Source organism: Pantoea sp. EKM20T (assembly GCF_011800485.1).
Classification (GTDB): domain Bacteria; phylum Pseudomonadota; class Gammaproteobacteria; order Enterobacterales; family Enterobacteriaceae; genus Pantoea; species Pantoea agglomerans.
Window position 1 is genome coordinate 117,326 of record NZ_JAALFW010000003.1, and the last position, 15,934, is coordinate 133,259.

Genomic DNA, 15,934 nt, shown 5'->3' on the forward strand with positions numbered 1-15,934 from the left:
AAACGGCCCGTCATTATGACGGGCCGTTTTTCGTTGTGGCGCTGACTACAAACCTGCCGGGCGCGGCACCTCAACATAATCGCCATCTATCTGTCGCTGGTAGAAGTGGCCAGCCTGCACATAGAAGCGTTTGCCGTTAAAGTCGAGTACCCGCATTTCACTGCTGACCCGCGACTCTGCAGGCGGCTCTGTCACCACATACTCATCGCCGTGACGCTGATAATAATTGCCGTTGAGCAGATAGTAGGTCAGTCCGCCTATCAGCACCGCGGTTGCGGCTTCAGGCAAAAAGCGCACCGGCCCGGGTCCGCCCCAGTGTGGCCCGTGGCCGCCATGGCGATCCCATCCACCCGGCGGCCCCCAGTCGCCAGGATGGGCGAAAGCCAGAGCGGGTGTCAAAAGCGTCAGCGTCAGAAGCGAGGCGATTATCTTTTTCATCAGGTGTTCTCCTCATAAGACTGGATGCAGAATTCGCTTTTTACCCGGCAAAGACAAGCACTAAAGCGGCGATTTTTCGCCTGTTTACCATGCTTAACGCTTTCTTAACGGCGTTGCCATTAATGGGGGAGATTATGGAGAAGAAGGGCGGTAATAACCTGGCGCGGGCGCGCCAGGTTCAAAGCAGATTAGCGGTGCGCCAGTTCGGCGTTGTCGTCGCTTTCCAGGACGCGCTTATCGGTCAGACCTAACCAGCGACTGGTGAGAGAACCGGCGGTCATGGAACCGTTGACGTTCAGGGCTGTACGACCCATATCGATCAGCGGCTCAATGGAGATCAGCAGCGCCACCAGGGTGACCGGCAGGCCCATCGCAGGCAGGACAATCAGCGCCGCGAAGGTTGCACCACCGCCGACACCGGCAACGCCTGCTGAGCTCAGCGTCACGATCCCGACCAGCGTCGCAATCCACAGCGGGTCAAACGGGTTGATCCCGACGGTTGGCGCAACCATCACTGCCAGCATGGTTGGATAGAGACCGGCACAGCCGTTCTGGCCGATAGTGGCACCAAAAGAGGCCGCGAAGCTGGCAATCGACTCAGGCACGCCAAGACGACGGGTCTGGGTTTCCACGCTCAGCGGAATGCTGGCTGCGCTGGAGCGGCTGGTAAAGGCGAAGGTAATAACCGGCCACACTTTACGGAAGAAGCGCATCGGGTTGATACCATTTACCGACAGCAGCAGGGCGTGGACACCAAACATGATGGCCAGACCGAGGTAAGAGGCGACCACAAAGCTGCCCAGCTTGATGATGTCCTGCAGGTTAGAACCGGCAACCACTTTGGTCATCAGCGCCAGCACACCATAAGGTGTCAGCTTCATCACTAAACGCACCAGCTTCATGACCCAGGACTGCAGCGTATCGATCGCGACCAGCACGCGCTGACCTTTAACTTCATCATCTTTCAGCAACTGCAGTGCAGCCACACCCAGGAAGGCGGCGAAGATAACGACACTGATAATCGAGGTCGGACTGGCTCCGGTCAAATCGGCAAACGGGTTTTTCGGGATAAAGGAGAGCACCAGTTGCGGCACGGTCAGGTCAGCCACTTTGCCGACATAGTTGCTCTGAATCGCACTGAGACGCGCAGTCTCCTGCACGCCCTGAACCAGACCTTCAGCGCTCAGGCCAAACAGGCCGGTCACGAAGACGCCGACCAGCGCCGAGATCGCGGTGGTAAACAGCAGTACGCCAATCGTCAGTACGCTGATTTTTCCCAGCGACGAGGCGTTATGCAGACGGGCGACCGCACTCAGAATGGAAACGAACACCAGCGGCATTACGACCATCTGCAGCAACTGGACATAGCCATTACCGACGATGTTAAACCAGCTGATAGACTCTTTGACCACTGCGCTGTTTTCGCCGTAGATCAACTGCAAAACCAGGCCGAACAGTACGCCGATTACCAGACCGGTCAGCACTTTTTTCGACAGGCTCCAGTTCTGACGGCTGAAGCGAGAGAGCAATACCAGCAGCACCACAAAGGCTACGATATTAAGCGTAAGAGGAAGGTCCATACTGAAACTCCAGAGTAATGCGGCCTTTCGCTCTGGAAAGGCCGCATAATGTTAATCACGAATTAAGACAGCAGGAATGGTAACAGCAGGCGAAGAGGGTGCCTTATATCCAAATGGCATGGTTTATAACTTAAAGGTGTTTTGTGCTGATTTATTGCGCAGTATGACTGGAAATCAACCGTCCGACGCCATTTTGTAGCGTATCGAACAGCTGTGACGGCCAGCCGTTTGCACCAAAAGATGGCATGCCCACCGGAAACCAGAGCGCATATCCCACCAGTCCCAGGCACAATGCCCGCTCAAGCTGGTTGCCTTTCTGGCTGCGCAGAATCGGCAGCCGGAAACGCCAGCGGCAGGGCCACAGCAGCGGAACCCCGGCAGGCGTCAGCATATCGGCCACAATATGGCTAAGGTAGCCCAGCGTCAGACCCTGCAGGACATCAGGCGGTATCGGCGACGACTGGGGCAGGTTTATCTGAAAAAGCCATAAACCGGCGGCTATCGCCAGCAAACTGTGGGTAAAGCCGCGATGGCCGAACGCGCGCGCAATAGGATGAGAGAGCCAGCGCAGTCGCTGTCCCAGCAGAGATTTAGGGTGATCGATATCGGGCAACAGACATGTCAGCAGCGCTGAGGGAACAAGATGCCACCAGTCGGCCTGCGCCAGCACTGGTGTCAGCTCAGCACGCTTCGCAAAGATAGCGCTGGCAATGGCAAAAATGATGTGGCCTTCGCCCGTCATGATAGAACCTGGTTGCAAAGAAAACTGTCGATGCATCCAGTATAGGGATTTATCCAGTAAATGAGAACATGTGACGCTGTAACGAAGCATGAATATTATTAACAAGGCGGACAGCGATGAAACACTGTCCGCCAGTAAGATTAACGCGCCAGCCAGCCGCCATCCACCGCCAGGGTGTAGCCATTCACGTAGTCAGACGCGGAAGAGGCCAGGAAGACTACCGGGCCCATCATGTCATCCGGCACGCCCCAGCGGCCTGCCGGAATACGCCCCAGAATCTCTTCACTGCGCGACTCATCATTACGAAGCTGTTCCGTATTGTTGGTGGCCATGTAACCGGGAGCGATGGCATTGACGTTAATGCCATGTTTTGCCCACTCGTTCGCCATCAGACGGGTCAGTCCCATCACGGCACTTTTCGACGCCGTATAAGAGGGCACCCGGATACCGCCCTGGAAGGAGAGCATGGAGGCGATATTGATGATCTTGCCGCCATTACCCTGCGCGATAAACTGACGGGCAACCTGCTGCGACAGGAAAAACAGGCTCTTGCTGTTAAGATTCATCACGTCATCCCAATCCTGCTCACTGAAATTCAGTGCGTCCTCACGGCGGATAATGCCGGCATTGTTGACCAGAATGTCAATTTTACCGGCAGCGGCCAGCGCCTGTTCAACCACTGAGGCCACCACGCTGGTCTGCATCAGATCGGCCTGTACCGGCCAGAACCGGCGACCCAGCGCCTCCACTTTACTTTGGGTATCATCCGGGCCATCACGGTTAACGCCGACGATATCACAACCCGCCTGGGCCAGACCCAGCGCCATACCTTGCCCTAAACCGGTATTACAGCCGGTCACCAGCGCGACTTTACCTTCCAGGTTAAACGTACTCAGTACCATGGTATTTCTCCTCTGCTCAGCGCAGTTCACTGATTTTGACGTGGTCCATGTCATCAAAGACCTGATTCTCACCCACCATGCCCCAGATAAAGGTGTAACGCTGGGTGCCGACACCGGCGTGAATTGACCAGCTGGGTGAGATCACCGCCTGCTCGTTGTGTACCAGCAGATGGCGGGTTTGCTGCGGTTGCCCCATCATGTGGAAGACGGCGCACTCTTCGCTCATATCGAAGTAGAAATAGACTTCCATGCGGCGTTCGTGGGTGTGGCAGGGCATGGTGTTCCACAGGCTGCCTTCATCCAGTTTGGTTAAGCCCATGGTGAGCTGACAGGTGGGCAACACATCCGGCACGATAAATTTGTTAATGGTGCGGCGATTGGATGTCGCGGCATCACCCAGCGTCGCGGTGGCGGCTTCCTGCAGCGTGATTTTCTTGTCCGGGAAGGTGCTGTGTGCTGGCGCACTGTTGTAATAGAATTTGGCCGGCTGTGCCGGGTTCAGGCTGCGGAACTGCAGGTTGCGCGCACCTTTGCCGATGTAAAGTGCCTCTTCGTGACCGATTTCCCACGCTTTACCGTCAACTTCTACCAGACCCGGGCCGCCAATATTGATCATGCCCAGCTCGCGGCGTTCAAGAAAATAAGCGACGCCCAGCTGTTTTCCCATCTCATCACCGATAGTGACCGGATTATTCACCGGCATGACGCCGCCAATAATGATGCGGTCGATATGGCTGTAGGTCAGGGTGTAATCATCGGCAGTAAATATCTTCTCAATCAGGAACTCGCGGCGCAGTGCTTCAGTGTCGAGTTGCTTAGCGTGATCGCTGTGAATGCTTTGACGAACGTCCATCTCAGGCCTCTCTGCAGGTCAGGTTATTCATGCCCCAAACGGGGACGCTTTTGGTATCTTAGGCAGAGCGGGATGGGAATTCAATAAAAATGAAACGTTGTTTTATTTTTTGCGGGTCAGATCAAGTGACAGGTGCAACAGGCAATAAAAAGCCCGCCATAAGCGGGCTGATATTATCCCTGCAGATGCTGCAGGCTAAGCTGGGTCAGATTGTCCAGCCGGACATCCGCCAGTGCCCAGCGGGGATCGTCACGGTGTTCGGCGGCGGGCACCACAATCGATCGCATACGCGCTGCTTTGGTGGCGATCATGCCGTTAAACGAATCTTCCAGCGTGACGCAGTTGAGCGGATCGATCGCAAGGCTGGCGGCGGCGTTGAGATAGACCTGCGGATGGGGCTTGCTGTAGGGCAGCGCTTCTGCTGAAGCCAGTACGTCGAAATAAGGGCGCAGATTGAAGATCTCCAGCACCTGTTCCAGCATCTTTAGCGGTGATGCGGAGGCAAGGCCGATTTTCAGCCCATGTTCCCGGCACAGTTGCAGCGCCGTTTCCACGCCCGGCAGCAGTGGCCGCGTCTGATCCACCAGCGTCATGGCGCGCGTAATAATCCGCTCAGTGACCTCCTGCTGAGAGGGGCCATGCCACGGCAGCGTTTCGTACCACATCCGAACAGTCTGATCGATGCGCAGACCCAGGGTATCGGGCATTTCACTGCGACGTGACAGGTCAACATCCAGCGTTGAAAAGATATCCAGCTCAGCCTGATCCCACAGAGGCTCAGAATCGATCAGTAAGCCATCCATATCAAACAGGGCAGCAAGGACAGGGCGGTGATAAGGCATCAGGGGGTCTCCTTTTAAAGTCAGCTTTACCTTAACATCATTCTTTGCTGGCGCACGCTCTGCCCGACAGGCCACGCTTTATTTGGGAAATTTCACCGTTGGCAGGTAAACTGACGGCAAATTGGATTCCGGGTTCAGGAGATATTATGACCTATCAACAGGCTGGCCGTATCGCCATCCTCAAGCGAGTGGCAGGCTGGGTGCTCTTTTTAGTGGCGCTGCTGTCGACCATTATTTCTGTATTGAGCTTTATGTTTAAGCATAGCGAAAAGCAGCCAGGCATTGATGCCGTCATGCTCGATTTCGTCCACGTCATCGTCGACATGCTGCGCTTTAACACGCCATTCCTGAATGTCTTCTGGCATAACTCGCCGGTACCGGAATTTAACGGTCAGATGAACCTGGGTTTCTGGCTAATCTACATTCTGATTTTTGTCGGGCTGGCGCTGGAGTCGTCAGGCGCGCGGATGGGACGTCAGGCGCGTCACGTCAAAGAAGGCATTGAGGATCAGATGATTCTGGAGCAGGCAAAAGGCAGTGAAGGGCGTAGCCGTCAGCAACTGGAAGAGAAGGTGCGCGTACCTCGCCACACCATCTTCCTGCAGATCTTCCCGCTCTATGTCCTGCCGGTGGTGATTGCGATAGCCGGTTATTTTGCGCTGTCGCTGCTGGGCTTTATCTGACCGCGAGCTTTGTCAGGCCGGTCTGGCCTGACTGGCGCCCAGCGCATCCTCATCCAGCAACTGGCCAATGGCGAACTGTGCATCGCCTGGCCAGTGCCCGCCAAAGACGTTAGCCCGGTTGAGCAGATAGTAGAGCTGGTAGACCGGCAGACGCTGCGAAAAACCATCCGGTAACGGCCACACCGCCTGATAACCGTCGTAAATCTGGCGAGGCAGGTCAGGGTACCAGCTCAGCATAGCTAAATCGCACTCACGGTCGCCCCAGTAACAGGCAGGATCGAACAGCCAGGGGCCACTCTCACTGCTGGCGCAGTTAGCCGGCCAGAGGTCGCCATGCAACAGCGACGGCTGCGGATGATGTGACGCGAGCACCCGCTGCACGCAGGCAACGATCAGCTCTGTATCCCCGTACTGAATTCCCTTTTCCGCTGCCAGTTGCAGCTGCCAGCCAATGCGCTGTTCAGCAAAAAAAACCGACCAGCGGCGCAGCCAGCTATTGGGTTGGGGCGTCGTGGTGATGTTATTGTCGAAATCGAGGCCGAACTGCGTCTGCTCGCTCCACTGATGCAGATGCGCCAGTTGCTGACCGAGCTGATATGCACTCTGCTCATCAAGCGGCTGTGGCCTGATATATTCCAGCAGCAGAAAGCTCTCCTCGCGATGATGACCCACACCATAGACTTTAGGCACCCGAACCGTGCCGGTGCGCGCCAGCAAATCCAGCTGGTCTGCTTCCCAGGTAAAGAGCGACAGCATATCGCGGCTGTTACTTTTGACGAAGACGTCGTGATCACCGTAGCGGATCTGCCAGGTGGGATGGATATCACCCCCCGCGAGGGCGTGACGTTGAATGATTTCGGCGTTGCCTAACTGCTCGCTTAACAGACGACTAATGGCTGACCACATTGGGCTATCCTCGTTATTCGCTGCGTAAGTTCGATTGTATTGCGTAAATATTCACCAAAAACCGCGCAATTGCACCCTTTATTCTGGCGCTGAGGTGGCAGGGCGATGATCGGCAGCATCGCGCAGATACTCTTCGAAGGTCGTGACGGTCACCTCGGGTTCCTGACCCAGCGCGCTTTCACCGGCCGTAGTGACCTGCTGCCGCAGATCCTCAGCCTCCAGCGTGCTGACGATGCCATAGCTGTTCGTACCGAGTTCATGCGGATGGCCGTCGTCATCTGTCATCGTGGTCGTGAAACCTGCAGCGGTCATTGCGCTGGTCAGCTCCAGGATGTCACTTAAGCCCGACTCCTGATAGTGAAAGGTCACGATATAGCGGGTTAAGGTGTTGCTCATGAGGCACCTCCGGGGAAGGGAAACTGAACTGAGCGTAGACCATGGTGAAAAATCAGGCGAATTATGAAGGAGATGCCGTGTGTGTGACGTGATGCATAGCGTAAATTCGTGTCAGGAGCCAGCAGCATAACGTAAAAATCTTCTGCCGTTGCGTCTGGCTTTTCGTTTGGGCAGCACTATAATGCGCGACGTTAATAAGATGAGTCCCAATTAACAGGGGTTGTCAGGGCGATTCCAGGCATTTTGTGTAAGTTAATAATTTTTTACAAAACTTACCGTAAATTGCATTGAATGCCCGGCAAAACGCTTCAGACTCTCCGTTTTTTAAACAGTCGCACGGATCACATTTAATGAAAGCCTATAACAAGCTGTCTGCTGTTCTTTTGCTCTCCGCCGGAGCTTTTTGTCACCAGGCAATGGCCGATAACGCCGTATTTACGTCAATGGATGACCCTTCAACAGCTAAAAAGCCGTTTGAAGGTTCTGCTGCTGCGGGATATCTGGCGCAAACCGGTAACACCACCAGTTCATCAATGACGGCTCAGACCAATATGACCTGGTATCAGTCATCTATGGCTTACAGCTTGTGGGGTAACGCAGCCAACACCTCGTCAAACGATGAGCGCTCTTCTGAAACTTACAACATCGGTGGTCGTTCACGTTACAACCTCAACTCGTATGACTACCTGTTTGGACAGGCGAGCTGGTTAAGCGATCGTTTCAATGGTTACGATTCACGCGACGTGCTGACAGCCGGTTACGGTCGTCAGATTCTGAATGGACCGGTGCACTCGCTGCGTGCGGAATTGGGTCCGGGTGTACGTTATGACGATTATCACGCGGGTGGTCATCAGACCAAAGCGCTGGGCTATGGCGCAGTCAGCTATCAGTGGCAGCTGACCGACACCACTAAATTTATTCAGGGCGTGTCAGTGCTGAGCAGCTTCGGAGAAGACACCACGGTGAACTCCGAAACTGGTCTGCAGGTGGCTATCAACAGCCACTTCGCGCTGAAGCTGGCTTACAACGTCAGCTGGAACAACAATCCGGCGGAATCTGCGCCTGATCGCACCGATACCAAAACCTCAATCATGCTCTCTTACGCTATGTAAGCGCATTTTTGCAGCAGCATTCACAGCGGCCTGACAGTGTGTCAGGCCGCTTTTTTTTGATTTCTCCAGGGCTTAGCGAAAAAGGCATGGGTTTTTCTCGCTGGGGAAAACTGCTATCATCGGCCCCGCACTGAAATCCTGGCGACATTCCGACAATGTGGGTCTGATATCACGCCGGGTCACTAATTTTACATTACGTTGCATGTAGGCTTTCGTGTGGCTTACCACTGCAAATAAGGATATGAAATGCCTGTAATTACGCTTCCTGATGGCAGCCAGCGCGTGTTTGACCGCCCTGTCAGTGTGATGGATATTGCGCTGGACATCGGTCCTGGTCTGGCGAAAGCCTGTATCGCTGGCCGTGTTAACGGTGAACTGGTTGATGCTGTTGATCCCATCACTGAAGATGCCGCCGTAGCGATCATTACCGCTAAAGATGAAGCGGGTCTGGAAATCATCCGTCACTCCTGTGCGCACCTGTTAGGGCATGCGATTAAACAGCTGTGGCCGGATACCAAAATGGCGATTGGCCCGGTCATTGATAACGGCTTCTATTATGATGTCGACATCGATCGTACCCTGACCCAGGAAGATATCGACCTGCTGGAAAAACGCATGCATCAGTTGGCTGAAACCAACTACGATGTGGTGAAGAAGAAGGTCAGCTGGCAGGAAGCTCGCGACGTCTTTGCGGCGCGCGGCGAAATTTACAAGACCACCATTCTTGATGAAAACATCAGCCATGACGATAAGCCTGGCCTGTATCATCACGAAGAATATGTCGACATGTGCCGCGGTCCGCACGTGCCGAACATGCGGTTCTGCCATCATTTTAAACTGCAGAAGATCTCCGGTGCCTACTGGCGCGGCGACAGCAACAACAAAATGCTGCAGCGTATTTATGGCACCGCATGGGCAGACAAAAAGCAGCTGGCAGCCTATCTGCAGCGTCTGGAAGAGGCGGCGAAGCGTGACCATCGTAAGATTGGTAAGCAGCTGGATCTCTACCACATGCAGGAAGAAGCACCAGGCATGGTCTTCTGGCATAATGACGGCTGGACCATCTTCCGCGAGCTGGAAGTGTTTGTCCGCAGCAAGTTAAAAGAGTACCAGTACCAGGAAGTTAAAGGTCCATTCATGATGGATCGCGTCCTGTGGGAAAAAACCGGGCACTGGGAAAACTATAAAGAAGCGATGTTCACCACCTCATCTGAGAACCGTGAATATTGCATTAAACCGATGAACTGTCCTGGGCATGTTCAGATCTTTAATCAGGGTCTGAAATCTTACCGTGACCTGCCGCTGCGTATGGCAGAGTTCGGCAGCTGTCACCGTAATGAACCCTCAGGCGCACTGCACGGCCTGATGCGTGTTCGTGGCTTTACCCAGGATGATGCACACGTCTTCTGTACTGAAGAGCAGGTGCGTGACGAAGTGAACAGCTGTATCCGCATGGTTTATGACATGTACAGCACCTTCGGTTTTGAAAAGATTGTGGTGAAGTTATCCACCCGTCCTGAGAAGCGCATCGGTACGGATGAGATGTGGGATCGTGCCGAGGAAGATCTGGCTGCGGCGCTGAACGAAAACAATATTGAGTTTGAGTTCCAGCCAGGCGAAGGCGCGTTCTACGGTCCTAAAATTGAGTTTACTTTGTACGATTGTCTTGATCGCGCCTGGCAGTGCGGAACAGTTCAGCTAGACTTCTCCCTGCCAAAACGCCTTGAAGCAACCTACGTGGGTGAAAACAATGATCGTCAGACGCCAGTGATGATTCACCGTGCGATTCTGGGGTCAATGGAGCGTTTCATCGGTATTCTGACCGAAGAATTCGCCGGTTTCTTCCCAACCTGGCTGGCACCGCTGCAAGTCGTGGTAATGAATATTACCGACGGACAAGCAGAATATGTTGAGTCTTTGACGCGTAAGCTGCAGAATGCTGGCATTCGTGTGAAGGCAGACTTGAGAAATGAGAAGATAGGCTTTAAAATCCGCGAGCACACATTACGTCGCGTCCCTTATATGTTGGTCTGCGGTGATAAAGAGGTGGAATCTGGCAAAGTTGCCGTTCGCACCCGCCGTGGTAAAGACCTTGGGTCGATGGATGTCGATGTGTTTGTTGAGAAACTTCAACAAGAGATTCGCAGCCGAAATCTTCAACAATTGGAGGAATAAAGTATTAAAGGCGGAAAACGAGTACTACCGACGCGTCCGAACAAAATCAACAGTGAAATCCGCGCAACTGAAGTGCGCTTAACAGGCATGGATGGCGAGCCGATTGGCATTGTCACATTACGCGAAGCTTTGGAAAAAGCCGAGGAAGCGGGCGGCGACTTAGTCGAAATCAGCCCGAATGCCGAACCGCCGGTCTGCCGCATCATGGATTACGGCAAGTTCCTCTATGAAAAAAGCAAATCTTCTAAGGAACAGAAGAAGAAGCAAAAAGTTATTCAGGTTAAGGAAATCAAATTCCGTCCTGGAACCGATGATGGCGACTATCAGGTCAAACTACGCAACCTGATTCGCTTTCTGGAAGAAGGCGATAAAGCCAAAATCACGCTGCGTTTCCGCGGTCGTGAGATGGCGCACCAGCAGATCGGTATGGAAGTGCTTAACCGCGTCCGTAAAGACCTGTGTGAAGATCTGGATTTGGCCATTGTCGAATCCTTCCCTTCGAAGATCGAAGGCCGCCAGATGATCATGGTGCTCGCTCCTAAGAAGAAACAGTAGGCTTTCAAGTAACACTAACCGCGCAGCGTTCGCGCTGTGCGGTTAACTGTTCGCCTGTCTGGGTCATGTTATTAACAATGCGAAGTGGATATTTTTAAAATGCCAAAGATTAAAACTGTACGTGGTGCGGCTAAGCGTTTCCGCAAGACCGCTTCTGGCGGCTTCAAGCGTAAACACGCAAACCTGCGTCATATTCTGACCAAAAAATCTACTAAGCGTAAACGTCACCTGCGCCCTAAAGGCATGGTGTCAAAAGGCGATCTGGGTCTGGTAATTGCCTGCCTGCCGTACGCATAAGTAATTTTTTCATTAAATCAGAATATTAAACAGGAGAGCTAAATGGCTCGTGTAAAACGTGGTGTAGTTGCTCGCGCACGTCACAAAAAAATCTTAAAACAAGCTAAAGGCTATTACGGTGCACGTTCACGTGTTTACCGCGTTGCCTTCCAGGCTGTTATCAAAGCTGGTCAGTATGCTTATCGTGACCGTCGTCAACGTAAGCGTCAGTTCCGTCAGCTGTGGATCGCGCGTATCAACGCAGCGGCTCGTCAGAACGGCATGTCTTACAGCCGTTTCATCAATGGTCTGAAAAAAGCAGCCATTGAGATTGACCGTAAGATCCTGGCCGACATCGCGGTATTCGATAAAGTGGCATTCTCTGCACTGGTCGAAAAAGCGAAATCAGCCCTGGCGTAAGTCAGATGGAAAAGGGAGCTTGCTCCCTTTTTTATTGCCTGTAACTTACGCAAAAGATTGACATTTTCGTCGCTGAGCATTTCAATAGACTCCCTGTATCGCATGACAAGGTAACCGCAAGCATGAACGCTGCTATTTTCCGTTTCTTTTTTTACTTTAGCGCCTGACATCCAGGGGCTTTTGCGCATAAGAAAAGAAACGAAAAATCGCGCTAAAAGCCTCCCTCGTGGAGGCTTTTTTGTTTCTGGCGCTAGCATATTGGACCGGCAGGTCCCAACGAGAACTGACCAGCCTGACTGGAAAAAGAGGAAACTATGTCCCAACTCGCAGAACTGGTGGCCAGCGCCACGGCGGCCATCGACGGGGCGACGGATATCGCCGCCCTTGACGCGGTGCGCGTCGAATACCTGGGTAAGAAAGGACATCTGACACTGCAGATGACTACGTTACGCGAGCTGCCAGCCGAAGAGCGCCCGGCAGCGGGTGCGGTAATCAATGAAGCGAAGCAGCAGGTCACCGAGCGTCTGAATGCGCGCAAAGATGCCCTGGAAGCTGCGGTGCTGAATGCCCGTCTGGCTGAAGAGACCATTGATGTCTCTCTGCCTGGCCGTCGCATTGAGAATGGCGGCCTGCATCCGGTAACCCGCACCATGGATCGCATTGAGACCTTCTTTGGTGAGTTAGGCTTTGGCGTCGTAACCGGTCCAGAAATTGAAGATGATTATCATAACTTCGATGCGCTGAATATTCCTGCCCATCACCCGGCCCGTGCCGATCACGACACCTTCTGGTTTGACGCCACGCGCCTGCTGCGTACCCAGACGTCCGGCGTGCAGATCCGTACCATGAAGGCTCAGCAGCCGCCGATTCGCATTATTGCGCCAGGCCGCGTCTACCGTAACGATTACGATCAGACCCATACCCCGATGTTCCATCAGATGGAAGGGCTGATTGTGGATAAAAATATCAGCTTTACCAACCTGAAAGGCACGCTGCACGATTTCCTGAACAACTTCTTCGAAGAAGATCTGCAGATTCGTTTCCGTCCTTCCTATTTCCCGTTTACTGAGCCATCAGCAGAAGTAGACGTCATGGGTAAAAACGGCAAGTGGCTGGAAGTGCTGGGTTGCGGCATGGTTCACCCTAACGTGCTGCGCAATGTCGGCATCGATCCGGAAGTCTACTCCGGTTTCGCCTTTGGTATGGGCATGGAGCGTCTGACCATGTTGCGCTACGGCGTGACCGATCTGCGTGCCTTCTTTGAAAATGATTTACGTTTCCTCAAACAATTTAAGTAAGGGCAGGATATCCAATGAAATTCAGTGAACTCTGGTTACGCGAATGGGTAAATCCAGCCCTGGACAGCGCTGCGCTGTCTGAACAAATCACTATGGCCGGTCTGGAAGTCGACGGCGTTGATCCGGTTGCCGGTGCCTTCCACGGCGTCGTGGTCGGGGAAGTGGTGGAGTGCGGCCAGCACCCGAATGCAGACAAGCTGCGTGTGACCAAAATCAATGTGGGCGGCGATCGCCTGCTGGATATCGTCTGTGGCGCGCCGAACTGCCGTCAGGGACTGAAAGTCGCGGTCGCCACCGTCGGAGCCGTGCTGCCAGGTGATTTCAAAATCAAAGCGGCCAAACTGCGTGGCGAGCCGTCTGAAGGCATGCTCTGCTCTTTCTCCGAGCTGGGGATTTCCGACGACCACAACGGCATCATCGAGCTGCCAGCCGATGCGCCGATTGGCACCGACATCCGCGCCTACCTGCAGCTTGATGACAACACCATCGAAATCAGCGTCACGCCTAACCGCGCTGACTGTCTGGGTCTTATTGGTATCGCCCGTGATGTCGCCGTCCTCAATGGTTTGCCACTGGACGTGCCGGAGATGCAGCCGGTCGCTGCGACGCTGAACGACACTTTCCCGATTCAGGTTGACGCGACAGAAGCCTGTCCACGCTATCTGGGCCGTGTAGTAAAAGGGATTAACGTAAAGGCGTCAACGCCATTGTGGATGAAAGAGAAGCTGCGTCGTTGTGGTATTCGTTCTATCGATCCGGTGGTGGATATCACTAACTACGTTCTGCTGGAGCTGGGTCAGCCGATGCACGCCTTCGATCTCGACCGCATCGACGGCGGTATCGTGGTGCGTATGGCGAAAGAAGGCGAAAAGCTGACGCTGCTGGATGGCACTGAAGCCAGCCTGCAGAGTGATACCTTAGTGATCGCCGATCATCAGAAAGCGCTGGCGATGGCTGGTATCTTTGGTGGCGAACATTCGGGCGTGAACGGCGAAACGCAGAATATCCTGTTCGAGTGCGCTTACTTTGATCCGCTCTCTATTACCGGCCGCGCCCGTCGTCATGGTCTGCATACCGACGCGTCACATCGCTACGAGCGTGGTGTTGATCCGGCGCTGCAACATACCGCACTGGAGCGTGCTACCCAGCTGCTGCTGTCAATCTGCGGCGGTGAAGCGGGCCCGATCATCGATCAGACCCATCAGGCAGCCCTGCCTGTGCCAGCGACGATCCCGCTGCGTCGTGAAAAGCTGGACCGTCTGATTGGCCACGTGATCGCGGATGAGCAGGTGACTGACATTCTGACGCGTCTCGGCTGTGAAGTGACCGTGGGAGAAGGGCAGTGGCAGGCCGTCGCCCCGAGCTGGCGCTTCGATATGGCGATTGAAGAAGATCTGGTTGAAGAAGTGGCCCGTATTTATGGCTACAACAACATTCCGGATGTGCCGGTACAGGCGGGTCTGGTGATGACTCAGCATCGCGAAGCGAATCTGTCGCTGAAGCGCGCGAAAAACCTGCTGGTGGACAAGGGCTATCAGGAAGCGATTACCTACAGTTTCGTCGATCCGAAAATTCAGCAGCTGCTGCACCCGGGTGAGGAGGCGCTGTTGCTGCCGAGCCCAATCTCCAGCGATATGTCGACCATGCGTCTCTCACTCTGGACCGGCCTGCTCAGCGCGGTAGTCTACAACCAGAACCGTCAGCAGAGCCGCGTGCGCCTGTTTGAGAGCGGCTTACGCTTTGTGCCGGATACCCAGGCAGATTTGGGCATCCGTCAGGATCTTATGCTGGCTGGCGTCATCAGCGGTAACCGCGTTGAAGAGCACTGGGATCTGGCGCGTCAGACAGTTGACTTCTATGATTTGAAAGGCGATTTAGAATCGCTGCTCGATTTAACCGGCAAACTGGATGACATCAGCTTCCGTGCTGAAGCGAATCCGGCGTTGCATCCAGGACAGAGCGCGGCGATTTATTTGCATGATGAACATATCGGATTTATCGGCGTGGTTCATCCTGAGCTGGAACGTAAGCTTGATCTTAATGGCCGCACCTTAGTCTTTGAACTGCTTTGGAATAAGGTCGCAGACCGCGTCCTGCCTGACGCGCGCGAGATTTCTCGCTTCCCGGCGAACCGTCGTGATATTGCCGTTGTGGTGGCTGAAAACGTCCCCGCAGCAGATATCATCGCGGAGTGTAAGAAAGTTGGCGTAAATCAGGTAGTTGGCGTAAACTTGTTTGACGTGTACCGCGGTAAGGGCGTTTCTGAGGGCTACAAGAGCCTCGCAATCAGCCTGATTTTGCAGGATACCAGCCGGACACTCGAAGAAGAGGAGATTGCCGCGACCGTTGGCAAATGCGTTGCGGCATTAAAAGAGCGATTCCAGGCAACCTTGAGGGATTGAACCTATGGCGCTTACAAAAGCTGAGATGTCAGAGTACCTGTTTGAGAAACTCGGGCTGAGCAAACGCGATGCCAAAGAGTTAGTAGAGCTGTTTTTCGAAGAGGTACGTCGCGCTTTGGAGAATGGAGAACAGGTAAAACTGTCTGGGTTTGGTAATTTTGACCTGCGTGACAAAAACCAGCGTCCTGGCAGAAACCCGAAAACGGGTGAAGATATTCCGATTACTGCGCGTCGCGTAGTAACGTTCCGCCCAGGACAGAAGCTGAAAAGCCGCGTAGAGAACGCTACACCCAAAGAGACTGACTGAATTTCAGCGTTTCAAAAAGGCCGCGCAAGCGGCCTTTTTTCATGGTT

The 15,934-nt window shown here is 53.9% G+C and carries 18 protein-coding genes and 1 other annotated feature; of the genes, 10 read left to right on the plus strand and 8 right to left on the minus strand.

Annotated features, from left to right (window positions below):
- Positions 1-45: 45 nt before the first annotated feature.
- From HFD94_RS06475 to hxpB, 6 genes are all read right to left on the minus strand, one after another.
- Entirely contained in the window at positions 46-438 is a 393-nt protein-coding gene (locus HFD94_RS06475) for a DUF6515 family protein (protein ID WP_010245714.1), read from the minus strand.
- A 188-nt stretch (positions 439-626) separates the two neighbouring features.
- A complete protein-coding gene (locus HFD94_RS06480) occupies positions 627-2,018 on the minus strand; it encodes an L-cystine transporter (protein ID WP_010670021.1) in 1,392 nt (463 codons plus the stop codon).
- 151 nt (positions 2,019-2,169) lie between these two features.
- Positions 2,170-2,760 (minus strand): metal-dependent hydrolase, encoded by a 591-nt coding sequence (locus HFD94_RS06485; protein WP_010245708.1) that lies wholly within the window; start codon positions 2,758-2,760, stop codon positions 2,170-2,172.
- Positions 2,761-2,900: 140 nt separating this feature from the next.
- A complete protein-coding gene (gene kduD, locus HFD94_RS06490) occupies positions 2,901-3,662 on the minus strand; it encodes a 2-dehydro-3-deoxy-D-gluconate 5-dehydrogenase KduD (RefSeq protein WP_010245706.1) in 762 nt (253 codons plus the stop codon).
- Between the two features lie 16 nt (positions 3,663-3,678).
- Entirely contained in the window at positions 3,679-4,515 is an 837-nt protein-coding gene (kduI, locus tag HFD94_RS06495; RefSeq protein WP_010670022.1) for a 5-dehydro-4-deoxy-D-glucuronate isomerase, read from the minus strand.
- A gap of 173 nt (positions 4,516-4,688) precedes the next feature.
- Entirely contained in the window at positions 4,689-5,357 is a 669-nt protein-coding gene (hxpB, locus tag HFD94_RS06500; RefSeq protein WP_039391791.1) for a hexitol phosphatase HxpB, read from the minus strand.
- A 146-nt stretch (positions 5,358-5,503) separates the two neighbouring features.
- On the opposite strand from hxpB, the gene HFD94_RS06505 reads away from it, so the two are divergent.
- Entirely contained in the window at positions 5,504-6,040 is a 537-nt protein-coding gene (locus tag HFD94_RS06505; RefSeq protein ID WP_010245694.1) for a YniB family protein, read from the plus strand.
- A gap of 12 nt (positions 6,041-6,052) precedes the next feature.
- Here the strand turns inward: HFD94_RS06505 and HFD94_RS06510 are convergent, their stop codons facing one another.
- Complete coding sequence (locus HFD94_RS06510; RefSeq protein ID WP_050679949.1) at positions 6,053-6,946, minus strand: fructosamine kinase family protein; 894 nt, start codon at positions 6,944-6,946, stop codon at positions 6,053-6,055.
- Positions 6,947-7,024: 78 nt separating this feature from the next.
- The gene (gene ghoS, locus HFD94_RS06515) at positions 7,025-7,342 is read right to left on the minus strand and encodes a type V toxin-antitoxin system endoribonuclease antitoxin GhoS (protein ID WP_010670025.1); all 318 of its coding nucleotides are present in this window, start codon (positions 7,340-7,342) and stop codon (positions 7,025-7,027) included.
- Between the two features lie 350 nt (positions 7,343-7,692).
- Between ghoS and HFD94_RS06520 the strand changes: the two genes are divergently transcribed.
- The 9 genes from HFD94_RS06520 (at position 7,693) to ihfA (ending at position 15,887) form a co-directional block, all read left to right on the plus strand.
- Positions 7,693-8,454 (plus strand): YdiY family protein, encoded by a 762-nt coding sequence (locus HFD94_RS06520; protein WP_010245689.1) that lies wholly within the window; start codon positions 7,693-7,695, stop codon positions 8,452-8,454.
- A gap of 246 nt (positions 8,455-8,700) precedes the next feature.
- On the plus strand, positions 8,701-10,629 hold the full coding sequence (thrS, locus tag HFD94_RS06525; RefSeq protein WP_010245687.1) for a threonine--tRNA ligase: 1,929 nt from the start codon (positions 8,701-8,703) through the stop codon (positions 10,627-10,629).
- Positions 10,630-10,632: 3 nt separating this feature from the next.
- Positions 10,633-11,184 (plus strand): translation initiation factor IF-3, encoded by a 552-nt coding sequence (gene infC, locus HFD94_RS06530; protein WP_029519030.1) that lies wholly within the window; start codon positions 10,633-10,635, stop codon positions 11,182-11,184.
- 99 nt (positions 11,185-11,283) lie between these two features.
- Positions 11,284-11,481: a 50S ribosomal protein L35 gene (gene rpmI / locus HFD94_RS06535; RefSeq protein WP_010245683.1), complete on the plus strand. Its 198-nt coding sequence runs from the start codon at positions 11,284-11,286 to the stop codon at positions 11,479-11,481.
- Between the two features lie 42 nt (positions 11,482-11,523).
- Entirely contained in the window at positions 11,524-11,880 is a 357-nt protein-coding gene (gene rplT, locus HFD94_RS06540) for a 50S ribosomal protein L20 (RefSeq protein WP_003853267.1), read from the plus strand.
- A 117-nt stretch (positions 11,881-11,997) separates the two neighbouring features.
- Positions 11,998-12,123: a sequence feature (Phe leader region), on the plus strand.
- Complete coding sequence (gene pheM, locus HFD94_RS06545; RefSeq protein WP_106120997.1) at positions 12,003-12,047, plus strand: pheST operon leader peptide PheM; 45 nt, start codon at positions 12,003-12,005, stop codon at positions 12,045-12,047. (Overlaps the previous feature by 45 nt.)
- A gap of 71 nt (positions 12,124-12,194) precedes the next feature.
- A complete protein-coding gene (gene pheS / locus HFD94_RS06550) occupies positions 12,195-13,178 on the plus strand; it encodes a phenylalanine--tRNA ligase subunit alpha (protein ID WP_010245680.1) in 984 nt (327 codons plus the stop codon).
- A gap of 14 nt (positions 13,179-13,192) precedes the next feature.
- Positions 13,193-15,580 carry a phenylalanine--tRNA ligase subunit beta gene (pheT, locus tag HFD94_RS06555; protein ID WP_159226375.1) on the plus strand — a complete coding sequence of 796 codons (2,388 nt, stop codon included), beginning with the start codon at positions 13,193-13,195 and terminating at the stop codon, positions 15,578-15,580.
- A gap of 4 nt (positions 15,581-15,584) precedes the next feature.
- Entirely contained in the window at positions 15,585-15,887 is a 303-nt protein-coding gene (gene ihfA, locus HFD94_RS06560) for an integration host factor subunit alpha (RefSeq protein WP_003853259.1), read from the plus strand.
- Positions 15,888-15,934 lie beyond the last annotated feature (47 nt).

What these genes read in the sequence shown, in the direction of transcription:
- HFD94_RS06505 (WP_010245694.1), top strand. Translation starts at nt 5,504, where the DNA reads ATGACCTATCAACAGGCTGGCCGTATCGCCATCCTCAAGCGAGTGGCA.
- pheT (WP_159226375.1), top strand. Translation starts at nt 13,193, where the DNA reads ATGAAATTCAGTGAACTCTGGTTACGCGAATGGGTAAATCCAGCCCTG.
- pheS (WP_010245680.1), top strand. Translation starts at nt 12,195, where the DNA reads ATGTCCCAACTCGCAGAACTGGTGGCCAGCGCCACGGCGGCCATCGAC.
- rplT (WP_003853267.1), top strand. Translation starts at nt 11,524, where the DNA reads ATGGCTCGTGTAAAACGTGGTGTAGTTGCTCGCGCACGTCACAAAAAA.
- ihfA (WP_003853259.1), top strand. Translation starts at nt 15,585, where the DNA reads ATGGCGCTTACAAAAGCTGAGATGTCAGAGTACCTGTTTGAGAAACTC.
- HFD94_RS06510 (WP_050679949.1), bottom strand. Translation starts at nt 6,946, where the DNA reads ATGTGGTCAGCCATTAGTCGTCTGTTAAGCGAGCAGTTAGGCAACGCC.
- HFD94_RS06475 (WP_010245714.1), bottom strand. Translation starts at nt 438, where the DNA reads ATGAAAAAGATAATCGCCTCGCTTCTGACGCTGACGCTTTTGACACCC.
- kduD (WP_010245706.1), bottom strand. Translation starts at nt 3,662, where the DNA reads ATGGTACTGAGTACGTTTAACCTGGAAGGTAAAGTCGCGCTGGTGACC.
- thrS (WP_010245687.1), top strand. Translation starts at nt 8,701, where the DNA reads ATGCCTGTAATTACGCTTCCTGATGGCAGCCAGCGCGTGTTTGACCGC.
- hxpB (WP_039391791.1), bottom strand. Translation starts at nt 5,357, where the DNA reads ATGCCTTATCACCGCCCTGTCCTTGCTGCCCTGTTTGATATGGATGGC.
- ghoS (WP_010670025.1), bottom strand. Translation starts at nt 7,342, where the DNA reads ATGAGCAACACCTTAACCCGCTATATCGTGACCTTTCACTATCAGGAG.
- rpmI (WP_010245683.1), top strand. Translation starts at nt 11,284, where the DNA reads ATGCCAAAGATTAAAACTGTACGTGGTGCGGCTAAGCGTTTCCGCAAG.
- HFD94_RS06485 (WP_010245708.1), bottom strand. Translation starts at nt 2,760, where the DNA reads ATGACGGGCGAAGGCCACATCATTTTTGCCATTGCCAGCGCTATCTTT.
- HFD94_RS06480 (WP_010670021.1), bottom strand. Translation starts at nt 2,018, where the DNA reads ATGGACCTTCCTCTTACGCTTAATATCGTAGCCTTTGTGGTGCTGCTG.
- kduI (WP_010670022.1), bottom strand. Translation starts at nt 4,515, where the DNA reads ATGGACGTTCGTCAAAGCATTCACAGCGATCACGCTAAGCAACTCGAC.
- HFD94_RS06520 (WP_010245689.1), top strand. Translation starts at nt 7,693, where the DNA reads ATGAAAGCCTATAACAAGCTGTCTGCTGTTCTTTTGCTCTCCGCCGGA.